Source organism: Neobacillus cucumis (genome assembly GCF_023715505.1).
This window is the reverse complement of record NZ_JAMBOH010000035.1, coordinates 11,845-28,413: the sequence shown is the minus strand read 5'-3', so window position 1 is coordinate 28,413 and position 16,569 is coordinate 11,845. Positions and strand designations below refer to the sequence as shown.

Here is a 16,569-nt window from a genome sequence, read left to right as displayed (position 1 = left end):
TGGCCGATACTTCAAGAATGATGTTTTTTCCCTGCTGATTCAATTTCCGCCTGCACCTTTGTTTGCTTTCACTTGTTCAAAGCATTGGGTAAGTTTTCGGTCGAATAATATTTGTCCATAAACACTGTGTAGTTTAAATTTGCACTCTTGATTCATTGCGTATTCCACGCCTTTCCTTGATGTACATTCAAACGGTTTTACCGCAGTAACATGATTGTTAACATTACATCTTGTTCATGACTTGGAGCCATAGGTCATTCTCCTTCCGTTCACTTGATGTTATGGTCATCAAGTTACTTCCGTACTATGAGAATGTCTGACTACTCCACCCGTTCATCGTCACTTCGGATTACCCTTAAAGACTAGAACCCTGCCTGTTCGGTAGGGTGGATTCCTCACGGGGGCATCGCATATCTCTTCTAAGAATACCCTGCACCACCACGCTATAAGTCACATTTCCTCGTTCTGACTTCTAAAGGAAATGCCTTTTGAGTGGGCTTCCTTACATTTCGAAAAGACGCCAATTTATCTCGCCGCCAGCTTCACACTTATTGCATTAGGGTCTACCTATTCGCTTACGGGTCTCTCGACTTACCGCATCTCCTTCAGACAACCCTCACGGTGTTGCACTAGATTAAGCTTCCCGAGCTAGATCAGTCTCCTCGGGTATGGATTTTCACCATCTGGGATTCAGTTTCATTATCCTCCCAAGTCGTTTCACCGAGATGACGTCCCTTTCAGATAATGAAAAGAAGAGTGTTAACTGAGTTAACACTCTATGCGCCTGCCCGTCGCACAAAACGCCACCTTTTAAGGTAGCGTAGAACACGTATTATTCACCAAACATCATTTTACCGACAACTGCTTCTCGGTATAACTCTTTTATATCTTCGTATGCATTTTCTTTTGAGTAATCATAGTTATTCACCTTTTGTAATTTCAAGAATATAGAAACAAGTAACTTTTTCGCTTCATTCTCTTCCATATTTTTTACCATTAACATAATATCTTCTTGGAAAGACATAGATTCACCTCCAAAATAATATTTCGCTTAGTTTTTTTGAATATTCTTTTTTATTTAAAATACGTAATTAAGCGGAGAATGAGTGCTATGCTGATTCTGTACGTCCATGTTCGTCATCTGCATAACGACGGACCATGTTCATATGCGGATGCACGAGTATCCGTTGCAAACTAAACGGATCCCACCGTTAAGGTTTTAGAATAAAGCCCCAGTATGTCATAAAGTATGAGGACTGACACGTTTATTATTAATCTTCCCACTTTTGGAGCAGATCCTCAGATTATCACGGATCGTAGCCTCGCCGATCTTTTCTCCTTCATACGTTAAGAATACGTACTCATTGCCGATTCCTCAGTTTCCTGCAAATACTCGCATAATAATTTAGCAGTTCTAGCGGAAATAGGAACGACCCGACCTACCCTTGTCTTAGTATCTGCAGCTTCCAAGCGAATAGATATGGTTTTAAAATCAATATGTTGGCGCTTCATATCAACCGATTCGCAAACAAGAACCATTGTATCAAGAAGGACAAACGTCATAATCTTTGGTCTCAATCCTAAGTAGGTCTCATCATCAAGGCCGCAATAAAACGGCGATAATCTTCTACTGTTAACGCTTCAACCACCTCAACAGGCTCCTTAATCGGTTTAAAGCACTTATGTATAGGCTCACTAAACCATATCTTATCTTCGTAACAATATCACAGAAATACTCGCATCGTCCTTACGCGAATATTAACAGTACCAGGCGTATAGTCTATTTCCTAGAGCATATACGTTATCCGGCCCATAAAGAGCTTCGTAGTCATTTGATACAATATGTCATAGTAAGAAGACCATAGCCAGTCATTACTGCTAATTCATCTTGAGATAAACCTTAAATTATACGTTATTTCTTTATGTTTATTATTGTCAATCAGTCCTCGTCAATTGTTAGATATTCTATGTAAGTATAGCCAAGGTACCTTGCTATTCCTTGTCAATAAGATTCGGGGATTTTGTAACACGTATCATTAATTTTTATATTTATTCTCGATGTCTCGCTCTTATATTGTTTCAATTTGTTAAGGAAAATGGTTTTATGGAGAGAATGTAAAGTAGAAATATCTTGTTGGCGGTGCTATTGTTATTTTATGTTTAAGCCCATTGAGAAACTAGATTATTATGCCCCCTCCCTTTGCAAAAAAATGGTTCCCAGCTATTAATTCAATTTAGAGTAATTAATTTATTTATTGTTTTAATGCAAAGAATTTTGGTAAGATAATTTATAATATATCTTAATATGAGGTTTTACTATGAGAAAAGACGAACAATTAAAGACAAGTTCAACACTAGAGAGGGCATTACTGGTATTGGAATTCCTTTCACATGCGGGCGGTAAAGTGGGAGTTAAAGAATTGTCAGAATCTGTACAACTCCCAAAAAGTACAACCCATCGTATATTGGATACGTTAATGCAAGCTGGATTTGTTGAGCAAGATCCAACTTCTGAAAAATACTCCATTGGTCTTAAAGCCATTGAAATCGGAATGTCTGGATTAAAAAATGTCGATTTGGTGGATGCCTCCATTCCGCATTTAAGGGAACTATCGACGCTTACAAAACAAACTTCATTCTTGGCAGTTTATAACGAGGGAGAAATTGTTTATATATATAAGGTCGAGGGAACATCTTCTGTCATTACAAATGCAAACTTAGGAACTAGAAATCCGCTTCATTGTACAGGGCTGGGAAAGGCCATACTCGCTTTCTTTCCGTTAGAAGAGATTGAAATGGTCATCGACCAAAAAGGATTGAAAAGGTACACGGATACAACCATTACGAATAACGAACAATTTCTAGAGGAACTCTCAAAAATTAGGAAATCGGGAATTGCTCTCAACTATGAAGAATATGATGAAGGCCTAAGCTCTATTGCGGTACCTATATTTAATTATACCGGTCAAGTCGTGGCCGCTATTAGTGTAGCAGGACCTACCAATCGCATCCTTGAAGAGCAAGAATCCATATCTCAGCTATTGAAAGAAAAGAGCACGCATATTTCTAGGAGGCTTGGCTACGTTTCAGCTATTCGCTCAAATAGATTTTAGAAATATATCAACTAGTCCAATGATTATTCATTGGCTTTTTTTTGTTCAAAAATAATAATTGACACATTTTTCTTATTGGTTTAGTATAAAAATGGAATAAGGTTCCGATTTTATTAAAGTTATTATTATAAAAAGGAACTGGGTTTCAATTAAATGCTAAAACTCTAATCTGATAGTAAAGAAAGCATTAAGTAGGCCAAACAAGGAAACCACACCCATTTCACTCTTCAAATTTTTTATGAAAGCGGTAACGAAAGCATGAGTTCAAGTAAATTGGGTCTCTCAAGAAAAGATTCTCAATTTCCTTCTTTACTTACTAGGTATCCAAATATGCATGTTGGAAGCCTACGAGGGAAATGAAATTTACATTCTTTTCGAAAAATTAAAGCAAAAAAATGAGGAGGATTATTATGAAAGCGGCATTTTATGAAGGAAATAAAACCATTCGCATTGGAACGTTTAATCAAGTTGAACCGAAGTCAGGAGAAGTGCAAATTAAAGTTTCCCACACAGGTATTTGCGGGACAGATCTACACATTTACCTTGGGCATATGGATAAGCGGGTTACCTTTCCACAGATTATGGGTCATGAGATGTCTGGTATTGTAAATGCGGTAGGAGAAGGTGTAACCAATTTTGCAATAGGAGATTGTGTAACAGTAATGCCTTTGGATTCGTGCGGCGAATGCCCGGCTTGCCAGGCAGGGCACAATCACATCTGCCATAACCTGAGGTTTCTCGGTATTGAAACACCAGGAGCATTCCAAAACTATTGGACCGTCCCTTCCCATACCGTTTTACCACTGCCTGAAGGATTGTCACTGGAGCATGGGGCGTTAATAGAACCATTGGCTGTTGCTTGCCATGATGTGCGGATCGGGGAAGTACAGAAAGGAGAATATGTGGTTGTTCTCGGAGGAGGGCCTATTGGAACGCTGATTGCTTTGGTTGCAAAAGAAGCAGGAGCAGAAGTATTGGTATCGGAAATAAATCCATTCCGCTTGGAATTGTTAAAAGAATTGGGAATCAATACGATTAACCCTAAAGAAAAAGATATTGTCGAATACGTCCAGAGGGGAACCAAAGGAGCCGGAGCGGATGTTGTCTTCGAAGTAACATCATCTGCTGTAGGGGCCGAAGTCATGACAGCGCTGCCTCGCACGAGAGGAAGAATTGTCGTTGTCGGTATTTTCAGCCAACCTGCAAAAGTAGATCTTCATCGCTTTTTTTGGAGAGAATTAAAGCTTTCAGGCGCAAGGGTGTATGAACGTATTGACTTCGAAAAAGCGATTGAATTAGCCTCATTTGGAAAATTGCCACTTGATCGAATTATAACCGAAACCTATCCCCTAGAGGATTTGGTGAAGGGCTTCCAACAGATGGAAGCTGGTGGAAAAGCCATGAAAATTCTCATAAATTGCGATTAATGATTAGGACTAAATCAAGCTCAAGGAGTGAAACAAATGAAAGTGCTAGACATGTTTAAGTTGGATGGCAAAGTGGCCCTTGTTACTGGAGCAAAGCGTGGAATTGGAAAGGCGATGGCCATTGCTTTGGCGGAAGCCGGCGCCGACATTATTGGGGTCAGTGCAACACTTGAATCCAGTGGTAGTGATGTTGAGAATGAAGTACGTGCTTTAGGTCGCAATTTCAAGGGGTACACCTGTGATTTTGCTGACCGCAACGCTCTTTATCGATTCATTGACCAATTAAAAACAGATTTCCCGGTGATTGATATATTGGTCAATAATGCAGGGACTATTTTACGCAAAGATGCAGTAGAACATTCGGACGAATATTGGGATCAGGTGATGAGAGTCAATATCGATTCCCAATTTATCCTAAGTAGGGAGGTTGGAAAGAATATGGTAATAAGAGGATCCGGAAAGATAATATTTACCGCATCTCTTCTGACTTTCCAAGGTGGAATAAATGTACCCGGGTATGCTGCTAGCAAAGGGGCAATCGGGCAATTAACAAAAGCGCTTGCCAATGAATGGGCAAGTAAAGGAGTACAGGTAAATGCCATCGCACCTGGTTATATTGCCACGGATAATACAGAGGCACTAAGAAGTGATTCAGAACGATCAGTTTCAATCCTTTCACGTATTCCTGCTGGACGTTGGGGGGAATCGGATGATTTTAAAGGGGTTGCCGTTTTTCTGGCCTCGAGAGCATCTGACTATATGAATGGACACATTGCTGTCGTTGACGGAGGATGGCTTTCCAGATAAATTAAATCCATAACTTGGCGCTTTTAAAATGCAATTGAGTTAGTAAATAGGATAAAAGATATTGAGATATTGTTAATCGATGGATAGTATGTTTATATTTTAATAGTAAAGTAGCTGTTTACGAGGATATCAAAGCTGAATTTGAGAACGAGAATAAAGCAAGTCTAAATTCAGAAACTCATCTGTCGAGTTACCAAATAAGTTTAAGAATTCATTATGGATATCAATACAAAAGCTGTCACCTTCCATTACCAATCTTAGGAAGGATATTAATATCGCGGTTATTCTAAATATTGTAAACGCTTTCGATAAATATGAAAAGGACTGTTCATTATGGCTGAATTCAGCAGAAAAATTGTAGACGTTATCACTGAATATTATAGTATTCCATTACCTGAAGTGATGGGTGATGCTAAGCACGGACTTCATACCCATTTTGAGGTACCAATTGTAAAAGTTATATTAGAGGATGGATCTGAAGGTGTCGGATACACCTATACGGGTGGACTCGGCGGACGCGCAATCTGTAGTATTATTGAGCATGAGTTAAAGCCTTTTCTAATCGGTAAAGACGCCAGTTGTGTTGAGAAATTATGGGAAGAAATGAACTGGAAAATTCATTATGTGGGAAGAGGCGGAATTACGACTTTTGCAATATCAGCTGTTGATATTGCACTTTGGGATCTTCGTGCCAAAAAAGCCAATGAGCCACTTTATAAATTGGTTGGAGGGGCAAGTAATAGTACAAAATGCTATGCAGGAGCAATTGATTTGAACTATCCAATGGAAAAATTGCTTAGCAACATACAGGGTTATTTAGATAAAGGATTTAAAGCGGTCAAAATTAAGCTTGGTCAAGAGACCCTATTGGAGGATTTTAACCGTGTAGCTGCTGTGCGCGATTTAATTGGGCCTGACATTGTTTTTGCTGTTGATGCCAATATGAAATGGACTGTTGAAACGGCAATAAAAGCAGCGAAAAAATTGAATGAATATAACATCCTTTGGTTAGAAGAACCGACGATTCCGGAAGATTATGATGGCTACCACCGCATTGCCGAAGAAGGTGGAATTGCTGTTGCTGGAGGAGAAAATCTTCATACTATTTATGAATTCCAAAACATGATTTCCCGTGGAAAAATCGATTTTCCGCAACCGGATGCATCTAATATAGGTGGAATTACTGGATGGTTAAAGGTAGCTCAACTTGCCTCTGCCTATAACCTGCCCATTTGTACCCATGGCATGCAGGAATTACATGTCAGCTTAATGGCCGCAATACCGCATTCCGCTTATATGGAGGTGCACAGTTTCCCAATTGATGAATATACGACTCGTCCTCTTGTCATCGACAAGGAAACAGGAAGAGCTATTGCACCGACTATTCCGGGAACAGGGGTAATATTTGACTTTGAAAAATTGGCCCCGTATAAAGCTGAATTTCAAAGCAGAGAACGTGTTATGAAATAAGAAAGTTTTCACCATTTTAAAAAGCAATTAGTAGACAGGCTACGCATTTGGGCGGATTAATTTGAAAAAAATAAATAAAAGCGAGGGAATTTCATGTTTAAAAAATATCGTTATATTATCCTTGTATTACTATTTATTGCCTCACTTATTAACTATATTGACCGTTCAGCTTTGTCCGTACTGGCACCAATGATATCAAAGGATTTAAAACTTGATCCGGCCTCTTTGGGAATTATTTTTAGTAGTTTTGCCGTCGGTTATGCCTTATTCTGTTTTGTCGGGGGATACTTTGCTGATAAATTGGGGCCTAGAAAAGTTTTTGCCGGCGCTATGGGCCTTTGGTCTTTATTTGCAGCTTTGACAGCGTTCTCATTTAGTTTTGTTTCATTGTTCGTCATTCGGATTATTTTCGGTGCTGCTGAAGGTCCAAATGGTTCAGCAACTAATAAAACACTAAGTGTCTGGTTTCCAGAAAAGGAACGCGCGAGGGCAGTTGCGATTGCCTTCGCAGGTAACCCTCTTGGCGGTGCTATTTCTGCTCCGATTATTACAGCTATTGCATTAGCTGCAGGTTGGAAAATATCTTTTATAATCCTTGGTCTTATCGGCCTTATATGGGTAGCAGCTTGGTTACTCATTGTAAAAGAGAACCCAAGTCAATTAAAAAGTATCACCAAAGAAGAAATCGCTGAACTTCAAGCTAGTCTACACCCAGAAAAAGGTACTGCTGAAAAAGATAATAAAAAACTAAGTTTTTACCTTCGTCAGCCGTCGATTTTGTTCACAGCTTTTGCATTCTTTGCCTATAGCTATATTCTATTCTTTTTCATGACATGGTTCCCAAGCTACTTAACTTCTGCCCGTCATTTAGACATGAAATCAATGAGTTATGCGAATACCTTACCATGGATTGTTGGCGCGATAGGCCTGGCATCTGGAGGATTTATCTCAGATTATATTTATAAACTAACGAATAAGTTACTTTTCTCCCGTAAGATTATCATTGTAATTGGATTGCTAGTTTCTGCCGTTTGTGTTGGGATGACAGGTTTGGCATCTACTTTAGGTTCAGCACTGGCATTAATGTCAGTAGGAATCTTCTTCATGTATATTACAACCTCCTGTTATTGGGCAATTGTTCAAGACAGTGTAAAAGGTACAAATGTTGGAGGCGTAAGTGGATTTGTTCATTTTCTGGCAAATACAGCAGGTATCGTTGCACCATCAATTACAGGATTTGTTGTTCAGTCAACAGGTAGTTATACAGGCGCCTTCTTCTTAGCTGGAGGGTTCGCAATTGTGGCAAGCATCCTTGTTTACATCTTTGTAAAACCAATGGAAAAAAGCAAAAAAGGAACAAAAGTAGCTTAAGCTAATAGTCATTAAATGAGAGTGTTTTCTGGAGGACAAAAATAAATGATGTAAGCGTTACTGGTGTTGATAGTTATTTAGGAAAAAGACCACACTAAAATGATCTGAACCCAAAAAGTTAGACACAAAAATTTAGGCAGCTACTTGGGCATGAGCTCGGTATTGAACCGGACTCATGCCTTTTAATTTTGCCTTAATCCGTTTGTGATTATAGTAATAAATATATTTCTCTAATTCTACTTTAAATTGCTCCATACTCTCAAATTCTTGTTAAATAGAGTAATTCAGACTTTAATAACCCAAAGAAATTCTCCATGACTGCGTTATCTAAACAATTCCCTTTACGTGACATATTTTGAGTGATTCCATGTTCTTTTAAAGCATGTTGGTACTGCTTCATTTGATAATGCCAACCTTGATCAGAGTGGAGGATGGGGGCGTCTCCATCTTTTAAACGCTCTAAAGCTTTGTCCAACATTTTTGAAACAAGTAGGTAAACAGGACGTTTTTCTATGTTATAAGCGATGATTTCTCCGTTGTATAAATCTAGAACAGGGGACAAATCTAGCTTCTCCCCGTGTAAATGAAATTCTGTTACGTCCGTTACCCACTTCTCGTTCGGCTCTGAAGCCTTAAATTCGCGCTCCAGGATATTAGGGGTAATTTTCCCTACATTTCCACGGTAAGAACGAGATGGCTCTGCAAAGCCGAATTTTTTAGATTCTTCTGTAAATAGGTCTCTATTTCCTTCTTTAATATACGGAATATACTCTTTAAATTGTTTTACCTATCTCCTACCATTGCTTTTGATTATGACCAACCAACGCTTTCCGATAACTTTCTCTTTGTCATTAGGACTTTAATTATTTATAAGACTTAGTAAAGGGTACTGCCTACCCATAAAAAAAGAGACTACCTTGTGGCAATCCCTTAGTTAATTGAATTATTGTTAACAACATTTACGACAACATGTTGATGATTTGAAGCACTCTTTAACGCGTTGTATGTTCTAACCTGTGATGGAATAGTAAATAGGTCATAGATTAAACCAATACCGAACCATCCGAATGTGATTAAGTAAAGAACACCTGTACCAATCTTACCAATATAGAAACGGTGAAGACCTGCTAATCCAAAGATACACTTTCAAGACAAATCGTGCCCACAGAGGCTCCAAGTCAAATCCTTAAACACCTTATCAATGGCTACATATAGTCAATGATAAAAGAGCTATTCTATCAACTTTTTTATGAAGATACTGTAGATAATGGCCAGTTTTTAGAATAACACTTAGATTTCCGGTTAGTTTTTGAGATATAAACTAAAAGACAGTAAGGGCTGTATGATTCCCTACTGTCTGCTTAATCGTTCAATCTCTGTTTCTACTTTGTAGACTCTTTTGTTTAATACTTCAGTTTTATCATCGATATGATCAACAATTTTATCTGTGTATAATCCTAAACTATCGACAAGATTCTTGTGTAATTTTTCTTGCCCAACTTCCAGTCTGTTCTGTCCTTGTTTCAATTCATTTATGTCTACGCGCATTTCTTTTAGTTCATTCAAAATTTGCTTTAAGATTTCTTCCACAAATTACTCCCCCGTCCAATTGTTCTTGATCTTATTATACCATCCATTAATTATCTATAAAGTAAAATCGCAAACAATATTCAATTCAACAATATGGCACTAAATTGCAAAATGAGCGCCAATCCTCAAGAATAGCGCCATTCAATTGAAGATCCTACAAAACTGTTGAACAAGCAAAAGATATATTAAATATCACCTACTGGGACAAGGAACCTAACCCTATGTCCCATCTATTCTAAACTTTTATTTTTATATGGATCTATTTTCTTTCTGAAAATTCACTGACTTTCTATCGTTTAGCAGCACCAATTCAAGGGAAAAAGGGACTTCTTCGTTCCATTCATACAATCCAAGCTAATAATGTTCAAGTCAAAGTAGTTTTTGTTCGCAACCGTAATAAAAAGAGTGAATGGCTGGCGATTCTGAGTACAGACTGTACGTTAAGTGACCAAGAAATTATCAGAATTTACGGTATGAGATGGGACATAGAAGTCTTTTTCAAAACAACTAAATCCCTATTAAAACTCCAGAAGGAGTTTCAAGGTCGCTCGTATGATTCTTTAATCAGTCATACAACGATTGTCTTTGCACGTTATATCGTTTTATCCCGGCAAAACCGATGTAGCACAGATCAAAGAACACTCGGCAGTTGTTTTATGAACTTTGTGATGAAATAAGTGACCTCGATTGGGCTATTGCGCTACATCAATTAATCGAGCTTCTTGAAGATACCCTTAAAGAGAGTAACAAAAAAATTCAAAAGTTAATAAAAAGTCAACTACAGCAATGGATTGCAGGTCTACCTAACTATATCAAGGCATACCTGCCTATTTCAGTCTGCGAAAGTTGAGTTAATTTCTACTATTTTTACGATTTTTTTTAACGTTTTTCCGTTTGATTATCACGAAGTCTTGAAATTTCATTTTTTGATTAAAAAACCTCCTCATCTTAATAAAGAAAAAGATAAGAAGGTTTAAAAGTTATAAGTCTAACATGTCCAATTAGACCACTCGATTCTTGTGGAGAAAACTGAGAAAAATAAATCATAATTGGTAATCTAGGAACTTCGTCAAAATTATTAATTTATAGAATTCTTAGGTTCTGTCCAACCAGTCATTTGCTAGAGAATTGAAAAGTTGGGGTTGTATCGTTCCTATCAATAAAAAAGATTTCCAATACTTTCTCATTATCACATTCAACTGAATCATTATGTTCACTTAGACATTACTTAAACAATATTTCTCTATAATCTCCCCTTCCAACATTTGGGACAACACGGATTGTGGCATCTGCTCCCAGCCAAGAGGTGAAATTTGAGGGATGCTTGCTTTCACAAACATGCCCTAGGTATCTTTTATTGTATACCTAAAACAATGACATTCACTCACTTTTGCAGATAAAGTGATGACTGCACAATTGTCATACAGCTTGATTTCCGTTTCTAAAGGAACAACCTGTTTAGCGTTCTTTTTATTGGCATACGGTATCATGAACATGTCATGCACCCTCGGATACTGTGGTCATTCTAGATTCTGTATCTACGCATTGTTTGTAATCGCCTAGAATTTTTAGTGCTATTAATACGTTAATTTATATTTTTGATATGACGATTTTATTTCGTCGTCTTTTCCAGAATGTCTTTCTGCATATATTTCTCATAATCTTCTATAGTAATTAGATCAAGATCGCTCTTAATGGTCATACAACACGCTAAGGCATAGCGGTTTTCTAAATCTTGATCAGATAGTGCCTCATGTGAACGAACCAACTTCTGTTCGTATTCTCCACTCAATACTTTCACCTTGCACATACCACATCCTCCTCGACGGCATCCAGATGGAAATGGAATAAATTCATTTCGAGCTGCTTGAAGAGGTGATTGGTCTGGAGATGAGTTAAATTCAAATTGTTGCCCCCTAGACGTAAGATTAACTTTGTACATTGGTCTCCCTCCTTCTACTAATCAATCCATTAAATTATTCTATATAAATTAAGTTAGCGCTTTCATAAATGATTCAGACAATTCTCTTGCATGATAGAAAATTCCGGTTCCAATTTTAGATGCATCCCATGTTATTGTTGGCATGTCTGCATAGCTCATATATCCGTTGGCAAAGGCTTCATTACGATTTCCAGAAGGATCAAAGAAATAGATTGTTTCCCCTCTTGAAATACCGTGGCGAGTGGGAGTTACATCAAATGGAACATTATACATTGACAATAAATCTGCGGCTTTAAAGACATCCTGAATGGAATCAACATGGAAAGCTGCATGGTGAAGCTTAGAATTAGGGCCTTTTACAAATGCAATATCGTGTGCAGTATTCGTTGTAAATAGGAAGCTTCCTAATAACTCCTCTTCACCTTCAGTAACGACTCTTTCACTTTGTCTAAAGTTAAGGGCTTCAACAAAAAATCTAGTAACAGTTTTTAAATCTTCACCCGTTAATAAAATATGATCTAAACGATGTGGTGCAATTCCCTTCCAACCTAGTGGCCAAGGATGTGGATTTCTAAATCCGACTGCTGTTCCTAGGAAACCAATTTCATGATATAATTCGCAATGGTGTCCAGTTGGTAAAATAAAATGAACTGCTTCTCCCTCTGCCAATCTACTATTCTTTGAAGTTCTTGACGTTGTACAACCAAACTGTTCTACTTTCTTTTCGTAATAGGCTAAATCATCTAATGTCTCAACCTTAAATGCTACATGAGCCATTCCTGGAGAATATGATTTTGTTAAAATCACGCTATGATGGTCAAATTCATCCCATGCTTTTAAATAGACACTGTCACCCATTCGACCGGTTTCTTCTAGCCCGATAATATTTGTGTAGTAGTCTACTGATTTCTCTAAGTCTAATACATTTAATTCAACTCTACCAATACGCAAAATTTTTGCCATTTTTATCCTCCTACTAAAATAAATGTAAATTAGAAGTAAATCCAATCGTTTCAATTGCCATGACCATAAATCTGGGCCTTATCCTTACCTTTGAATTAACGATTATTTCTTTACATATACTCTCATATAGTTCTTCAAATCCAGGTGCCACCAATATAATTCATCGGAATATGACTAACAAGTAAATCCAAATCCAACTATTTTGAGGGAAAACCCCATCCACCTCATTTTACTCGTTCTACTAATTGTATTAATTCATGATTTGGTCCTTGAAAATGGATCATGCACCCTCTTTCAAGAGTTGGCTTAACTTCTTCTGAAGTAAATACGATATCTTTTTCTTTTAAATATTCAATGGTTTCAACAATGTTTTCTACTGTAAAAGCTAGATGATTGACAATTCCAGTTTGACTGTACTCGATATTAGCCGTTAGTTCTTGAATTAACTCAATTTCCATATCTTGCTGTGATTCGAGATATAAAAAGGCTATTTCCCGACCTGGTCTGCTGCCCCGAAGGCGAACTTTAAAACCAAAAATTTCCGAATAAAAAGTAATAGATTGATTGATATCTTGAACCATTATGGCCACATGCTCCATTTTGCTAATCATTTTGTCCCCTCATTTTCTTCACTAATTTTGGGAAAGCAGTAGGGAGGTCATGAGCCTCCCTGCATCCTTTATTGCTGAATATAGTGTAAATTCTCTTTTAGTGCTTTAACCCATTTAACCGATTTTTCGTAGCAATCACCAATTTGAAGTACCCTCTGATCGGAGAACGGTTTACCAATAAGCTGAAGTCCGACAGGGAGGTTTTCAGATGTGAAACCACATGGAACGGATAAGGCCGGAAAGCCTAGGATATTCGCTAATGGCGTTTTGCCAAGGGTAAACATATTGCTGATGGCCATGGAAGGAACCATCGTGCCGATTTCAAACGGCGGCTGGACATTGGTTGGACCGACTAATGCGTCAATTCCTTGTTCCTTCATTTGCTTAATCGTTTCTCTTACAAATTGGTCTCTCCTGCGCTGGGCACAGAGGTAGGCAGTTGCGGAAACCTCACTGCCAAATTCAAAGCGATATTTCAAATCATCGCCGTATAAATGTCCGTATTTTTTCAAAAACGTCTCATGAACAGAGACAACCTCTGATTGGGCAATTGCTTTTAAAGCGTCAAGAGCTTTGTCAATTCCCGGTAAGACAATTGGAATGATTTCTGCCCCAAGTGATTCTAATTGACTAAATGCCCGGACAATCACTTGTTTCACATCAGTATCAATTCCGGCAAACATATATGGCTCATAGAAGCCCAGCCTTACACCTTTTAGGTCTCTTAATGGCTCTTCAAAAAAGACAGGATCATCTCTTTTTACAGATACACGATCTTTTGGATCATGCCCCTTCATCACTTCGAGCATGATGGCTGCATCCTCTACCGTCCTTGTCATTGGACCGACATGATCCAAAGACCAGCTGAAAGGAAGACAACCTGATCTGCTGACCAATCCATAGGTTGGTTTAAATCCGACCGTGCCGCAGAACGCCGCTGGAAGTCGAATGGAGCCAGCTGTATCGGAACCGACAGCACCAAAGGCCATTCCTGCTACAGTTGCTACGGCTGACCCGCCACTTGATCCGCCGGGAATTTTTTTTACATTCCAAGGGTTCTTCGTACTTCCATAATGAGGATTTTCCGTTGTTGCACCCATGGCAAATTCATGCAAGTTTGATTTTCCAATGATAATCGCACCGGCTTCTCTTAGCTTTTGAACGGCTGTGGCATCATGGTCAGGGATCCAGCTATCAAAAATTTTCGAGCCGCAGGTTGTTTTCACACCCTTTGTTTGTAAAATATCCTTGACTGCTATTGGAATCCCGTGCAGCGGTCCCCTATCATGATTGTTCATCATCTCTGTTTCCAGCTGCTTCGCCTGAGCCAGAGCCTCTTCTTCCATCACAGTAATAAAGGCATTTAATTTAGGTTCATGTTCGTAAATCTGTTTAAGGGTCATCTTTGTTAATTCAACGGGTGACAGCTGTTTATTTTTAATCGCGGTTCCAACGATTTCAATGGTTTCAAAAAGTAATTCATTCATGGCCTGTATCCTCATAATCTTCTAGATTAAAAGTGAAGGCTGGCTCTAGGGTTGCTAATTCTATTTCTTCATCGTCTAAAATACTGCGCAAATATTCCTCCAATGTCATGTCATCCCTGCTTTCACTATAAATTCTTTGTTCACGGTCTAAATGGGAGACTTACCTTCCAAGAACTGTTTGAAAGGTTCCTGAGAGATTCATCATCCCGCTTTATCTATAACCCAAGTCTATTAAAAAGAATCTCTTTTCAATTAAGACTTCACTTCTTGCCCATCCTTTTTAAATTGGTCGTTCATTGGAAAGGCCTCCTGCCAGGACTTTTCATTGCTGTCGTAAAGTCCGGCACTGTACAGATTTTTCAAGGAATCATTATCCAGAGCAAGTGGCTTCTTGCCTTCTTGGAAAGCATTCACCTGCTGAAGCAGCAAGCGGCGCATATGAATAATTGGCAGATCGCTTGTTCCAAGATGCTCTTTAGAGCGGTCTACAATCGCTCCCATTGTTTCTGTTGCCGCATGGTCTTGGTTCGCGATACCGCGGATTCCGGAGAAGTTGCCTGTGATTTGCAGCTCACGGTCTTGCTCATATTCATTTTCCAAATTCATTTGTTTTCTGAAATGTTCATCCAGCTTCAAGCCGCGGCGGTCATGATTAGCCTGGACATCAATCGGGTGGGTATGGGAAAACTGGACGTCCCAAGACCATGTGCTGTAGTCATCCCTTGGAATGAATGCATGCCACATGCCGTCCTCACCTTCAAAACGAGGTGGGTACGTATAGAATGGCATGATATAGTGGATTTCCATAAAGGCATTATCTTTTTCGTTGCCGATTCCTACTGCCACACAGCGCTTTCCATAATTTGTATCCTCGACATCCTGATCAACCGGAGGGTTTTTCACGAGCGGATGGTTAGGGTCAATTCCTAAATCGGTACTTAAAATGCCTTCGCCTACCTCCTGTTTGCCATGTGCTTTGTGTAGAAACGCCGCATGTACATAATCGAGATCATTTTCCATTACCTGTGCATAGTTACATTCCTGCCATACCCGTTCGGACATCATATAACCATCCGGCAGCCCCATCCAATAGAACTCAGGGAATTCCGGCTGCTCTTCCTCCGGGCCCATGTACGTCCAAATCATGCCTTTTACTTCTTTCACCGGATAGCTTTTAATCTTGATTTTCTTTCTAAACTTTGGATCGCCTTTTTCGGATGGAATGTCCGTACATTCACCCTTCGTATTAAACTTCCAGCCATGGTACATACAGGTGAGTCCGCAGCCGTCATTAATCCCAAAATATAGCGAAGTCCCTCTGTGCGGGCAGGCCTCCTCCATCAAACCGACCTTTCCTTCTGTATCACGGAAAGCGATTAAATCTTCCCCAAGCAGTCTCACACGCTGCGGTTTTCCATCAGGTTTTATTTCATCTGACTTTAACGCTGGAATCCAATAGTGGCGGAATAATTCACCCATTGGTGTGCCAGGGCCTGTACGTGTTAATAAATGATTATCTTGTTTTGATAGCATGTGTAAATTCCTCCTAATTTACCGAAAATATTATCTGAAAATTTCAAATTTATAATTATATACTAGTGAAATAAATGATTGTATTCAATGTATGAATCGGTTCGAAATTTTTTCATTTCTACAACCGAAACATACAGTAGCTATTTCCCATAAATTTTTAGAAGAAAATAGATTTACAAGCCTTACTGAAAAATAATAGAATCTATTTTTTTTGATTACTTACCATAAGTACTCATCGATGGGCTGTTTTTGTTC

At 38.7% G+C, this 16,569-nt stretch carries 14 protein-coding genes and 2 pseudogenes; 6 read left to right on the top strand and 10 right to left on the bottom strand.

Features of this window, described 5'->3' with window-relative positions; translation table 11 throughout:
* Nucleotides 1-832 precede the first annotated feature (832 nt).
* Both M3226_RS27575 and M3226_RS27570 read right to left on the bottom strand, forming a co-directional pair.
* Nucleotides 833-1,024, bottom strand: coding sequence for a hypothetical protein (locus M3226_RS27575; RefSeq protein ID WP_251572175.1), 192 nt, complete (start codon nt 1,022-1,024; stop codon nt 833-835).
* A gap of 323 nt (nt 1,025-1,347) precedes the next feature.
* Nucleotides 1,348-1,578: a hypothetical protein gene (locus tag M3226_RS27570; RefSeq protein WP_251572173.1), complete on the bottom strand. Its 231-nt coding sequence runs from the start codon at nt 1,576-1,578 to the stop codon at nt 1,348-1,350.
* A gap of 740 nt (nt 1,579-2,318) precedes the next feature.
* Here M3226_RS27570 and M3226_RS27565 point away from each other — a divergent pair.
* The 5 genes from M3226_RS27565 to M3226_RS27545 all read left to right on the top strand — a co-directional run bounded on the left by M3226_RS27565 (nt 2,319) and on the right by M3226_RS27545 (nt 8,188).
* Nucleotides 2,319-3,113 (top strand): IclR family transcriptional regulator, encoded by a 795-nt coding sequence (locus tag M3226_RS27565; RefSeq protein ID WP_251572171.1) that lies wholly within the window; start codon nt 2,319-2,321, stop codon nt 3,111-3,113.
* Between the two features lie 410 nt (nt 3,114-3,523).
* Nucleotides 3,524-4,540 carry a zinc-dependent alcohol dehydrogenase gene (locus tag M3226_RS27560; protein ID WP_251572170.1) on the top strand — a complete coding sequence of 339 codons (1,017 nt, stop codon included), beginning with the start codon at nt 3,524-3,526 and terminating at the stop codon, nt 4,538-4,540.
* A gap of 42 nt (nt 4,541-4,582) precedes the next feature.
* Nucleotides 4,583-5,347, top strand: coding sequence for an SDR family oxidoreductase (locus tag M3226_RS27555; RefSeq protein WP_251572201.1), 765 nt, complete (start codon nt 4,583-4,585; stop codon nt 5,345-5,347).
* A 333-nt stretch (nt 5,348-5,680) separates the two neighbouring features.
* Nucleotides 5,681-6,817 carry a mandelate racemase/muconate lactonizing enzyme family protein gene (locus tag M3226_RS27550; protein WP_251572168.1) on the top strand — a complete coding sequence of 379 codons (1,137 nt, stop codon included), beginning with the start codon at nt 5,681-5,683 and terminating at the stop codon, nt 6,815-6,817.
* 93 nt (nt 6,818-6,910) lie between these two features.
* Complete coding sequence (locus M3226_RS27545; RefSeq protein WP_251572167.1) at nt 6,911-8,188, top strand: MFS transporter; 1,278 nt, start codon at nt 6,911-6,913, stop codon at nt 8,186-8,188.
* A 132-nt stretch (nt 8,189-8,320) separates the two neighbouring features.
* Here M3226_RS27545 and M3226_RS27540 read toward each other — a convergent pair.
* From M3226_RS27540 to M3226_RS27530, 3 genes and pseudogenes are all read right to left on the bottom strand, one after another.
* Nucleotides 8,321-8,879 (bottom strand): annotated as a pseudogene (locus M3226_RS27540) (IS3 family transposase); the annotation flags it as partial.
* Nucleotides 8,880-9,118: 239 nt separating this feature from the next.
* Complete coding sequence (locus M3226_RS27535) at nt 9,119-9,328, bottom strand: TM2 domain-containing protein (RefSeq protein WP_308211996.1); 210 nt, start codon at nt 9,326-9,328, stop codon at nt 9,119-9,121.
* 210 nt (nt 9,329-9,538) lie between these two features.
* Complete coding sequence (locus M3226_RS27530; RefSeq protein WP_251572165.1) at nt 9,539-9,778, bottom strand: hypothetical protein; 240 nt, start codon at nt 9,776-9,778, stop codon at nt 9,539-9,541.
* Between the two features lie 290 nt (nt 9,779-10,068).
* On the opposite strand from M3226_RS27530, the pseudogene M3226_RS27525 reads away from it, so the two are divergent.
* Nucleotides 10,069-10,628, top strand: a pseudogene (locus M3226_RS27525) (IS4 family transposase); the annotation flags it as partial.
* Nucleotides 10,629-11,390: 762 nt separating this feature from the next.
* Here M3226_RS27525 and M3226_RS27520 read toward each other — a convergent pair.
* From M3226_RS27520 to M3226_RS27500, 5 genes are all read right to left on the bottom strand, one after another.
* Complete coding sequence (locus M3226_RS27520; RefSeq protein ID WP_251572163.1) at nt 11,391-11,720, bottom strand: 2Fe-2S iron-sulfur cluster-binding protein; 330 nt, start codon at nt 11,718-11,720, stop codon at nt 11,391-11,393.
* A 48-nt stretch (nt 11,721-11,768) separates the two neighbouring features.
* Nucleotides 11,769-12,683: a catechol 2,3-dioxygenase gene (locus tag M3226_RS27515; protein ID WP_251572161.1), complete on the bottom strand. Its 915-nt coding sequence runs from the start codon at nt 12,681-12,683 to the stop codon at nt 11,769-11,771.
* A gap of 224 nt (nt 12,684-12,907) precedes the next feature.
* Nucleotides 12,908-13,294 (bottom strand): VOC family protein, encoded by a 387-nt coding sequence (locus M3226_RS27510; RefSeq protein ID WP_251572158.1) that lies wholly within the window; start codon nt 13,292-13,294, stop codon nt 12,908-12,910.
* A gap of 68 nt (nt 13,295-13,362) precedes the next feature.
* Nucleotides 13,363-14,781: an amidase gene (locus M3226_RS27505; protein WP_251572156.1), complete on the bottom strand. Its 1,419-nt coding sequence runs from the start codon at nt 14,779-14,781 to the stop codon at nt 13,363-13,365.
* Between the two features lie 252 nt (nt 14,782-15,033).
* Entirely contained in the window at nt 15,034-16,314 is a 1,281-nt protein-coding gene (locus M3226_RS27500) for a Rieske 2Fe-2S domain-containing protein (protein WP_251572154.1), read from the bottom strand.
* Nucleotides 16,315-16,569 lie beyond the last annotated feature (255 nt).

What these genes read in the sequence shown, in the direction of transcription:
- M3226_RS27500 (WP_251572154.1), bottom strand. Translation starts at nt 16,314, where the DNA reads ATGCTATCAAAACAAGATAATCATTTATTAACACGTACAGGCCCTGGC.
- M3226_RS27565 (WP_251572171.1), top strand. Translation starts at nt 2,319, where the DNA reads ATGAGAAAAGACGAACAATTAAAGACAAGTTCAACACTAGAGAGGGCA.
- M3226_RS27520 (WP_251572163.1), bottom strand. Translation starts at nt 11,720, where the DNA reads ATGTACAAAGTTAATCTTACGTCTAGGGGGCAACAATTTGAATTTAAC.
- M3226_RS27510 (WP_251572158.1), bottom strand. Translation starts at nt 13,294, where the DNA reads ATGATTAGCAAAATGGAGCATGTGGCCATAATGGTTCAAGATATCAAT.
- M3226_RS27550 (WP_251572168.1), top strand. Translation starts at nt 5,681, where the DNA reads ATGGCTGAATTCAGCAGAAAAATTGTAGACGTTATCACTGAATATTAT.
- M3226_RS27515 (WP_251572161.1), bottom strand. Translation starts at nt 12,683, where the DNA reads ATGGCAAAAATTTTGCGTATTGGTAGAGTTGAATTAAATGTATTAGAC.
- M3226_RS27545 (WP_251572167.1), top strand. Translation starts at nt 6,911, where the DNA reads ATGTTTAAAAAATATCGTTATATTATCCTTGTATTACTATTTATTGCC.
- M3226_RS27560 (WP_251572170.1), top strand. Translation starts at nt 3,524, where the DNA reads ATGAAAGCGGCATTTTATGAAGGAAATAAAACCATTCGCATTGGAACG.
- M3226_RS27575 (WP_251572175.1), bottom strand. Translation starts at nt 1,024, where the DNA reads ATGTCTTTCCAAGAAGATATTATGTTAATGGTAAAAAATATGGAAGAG.
- M3226_RS27505 (WP_251572156.1), bottom strand. Translation starts at nt 14,781, where the DNA reads ATGAATGAATTACTTTTTGAAACCATTGAAATCGTTGGAACCGCGATT.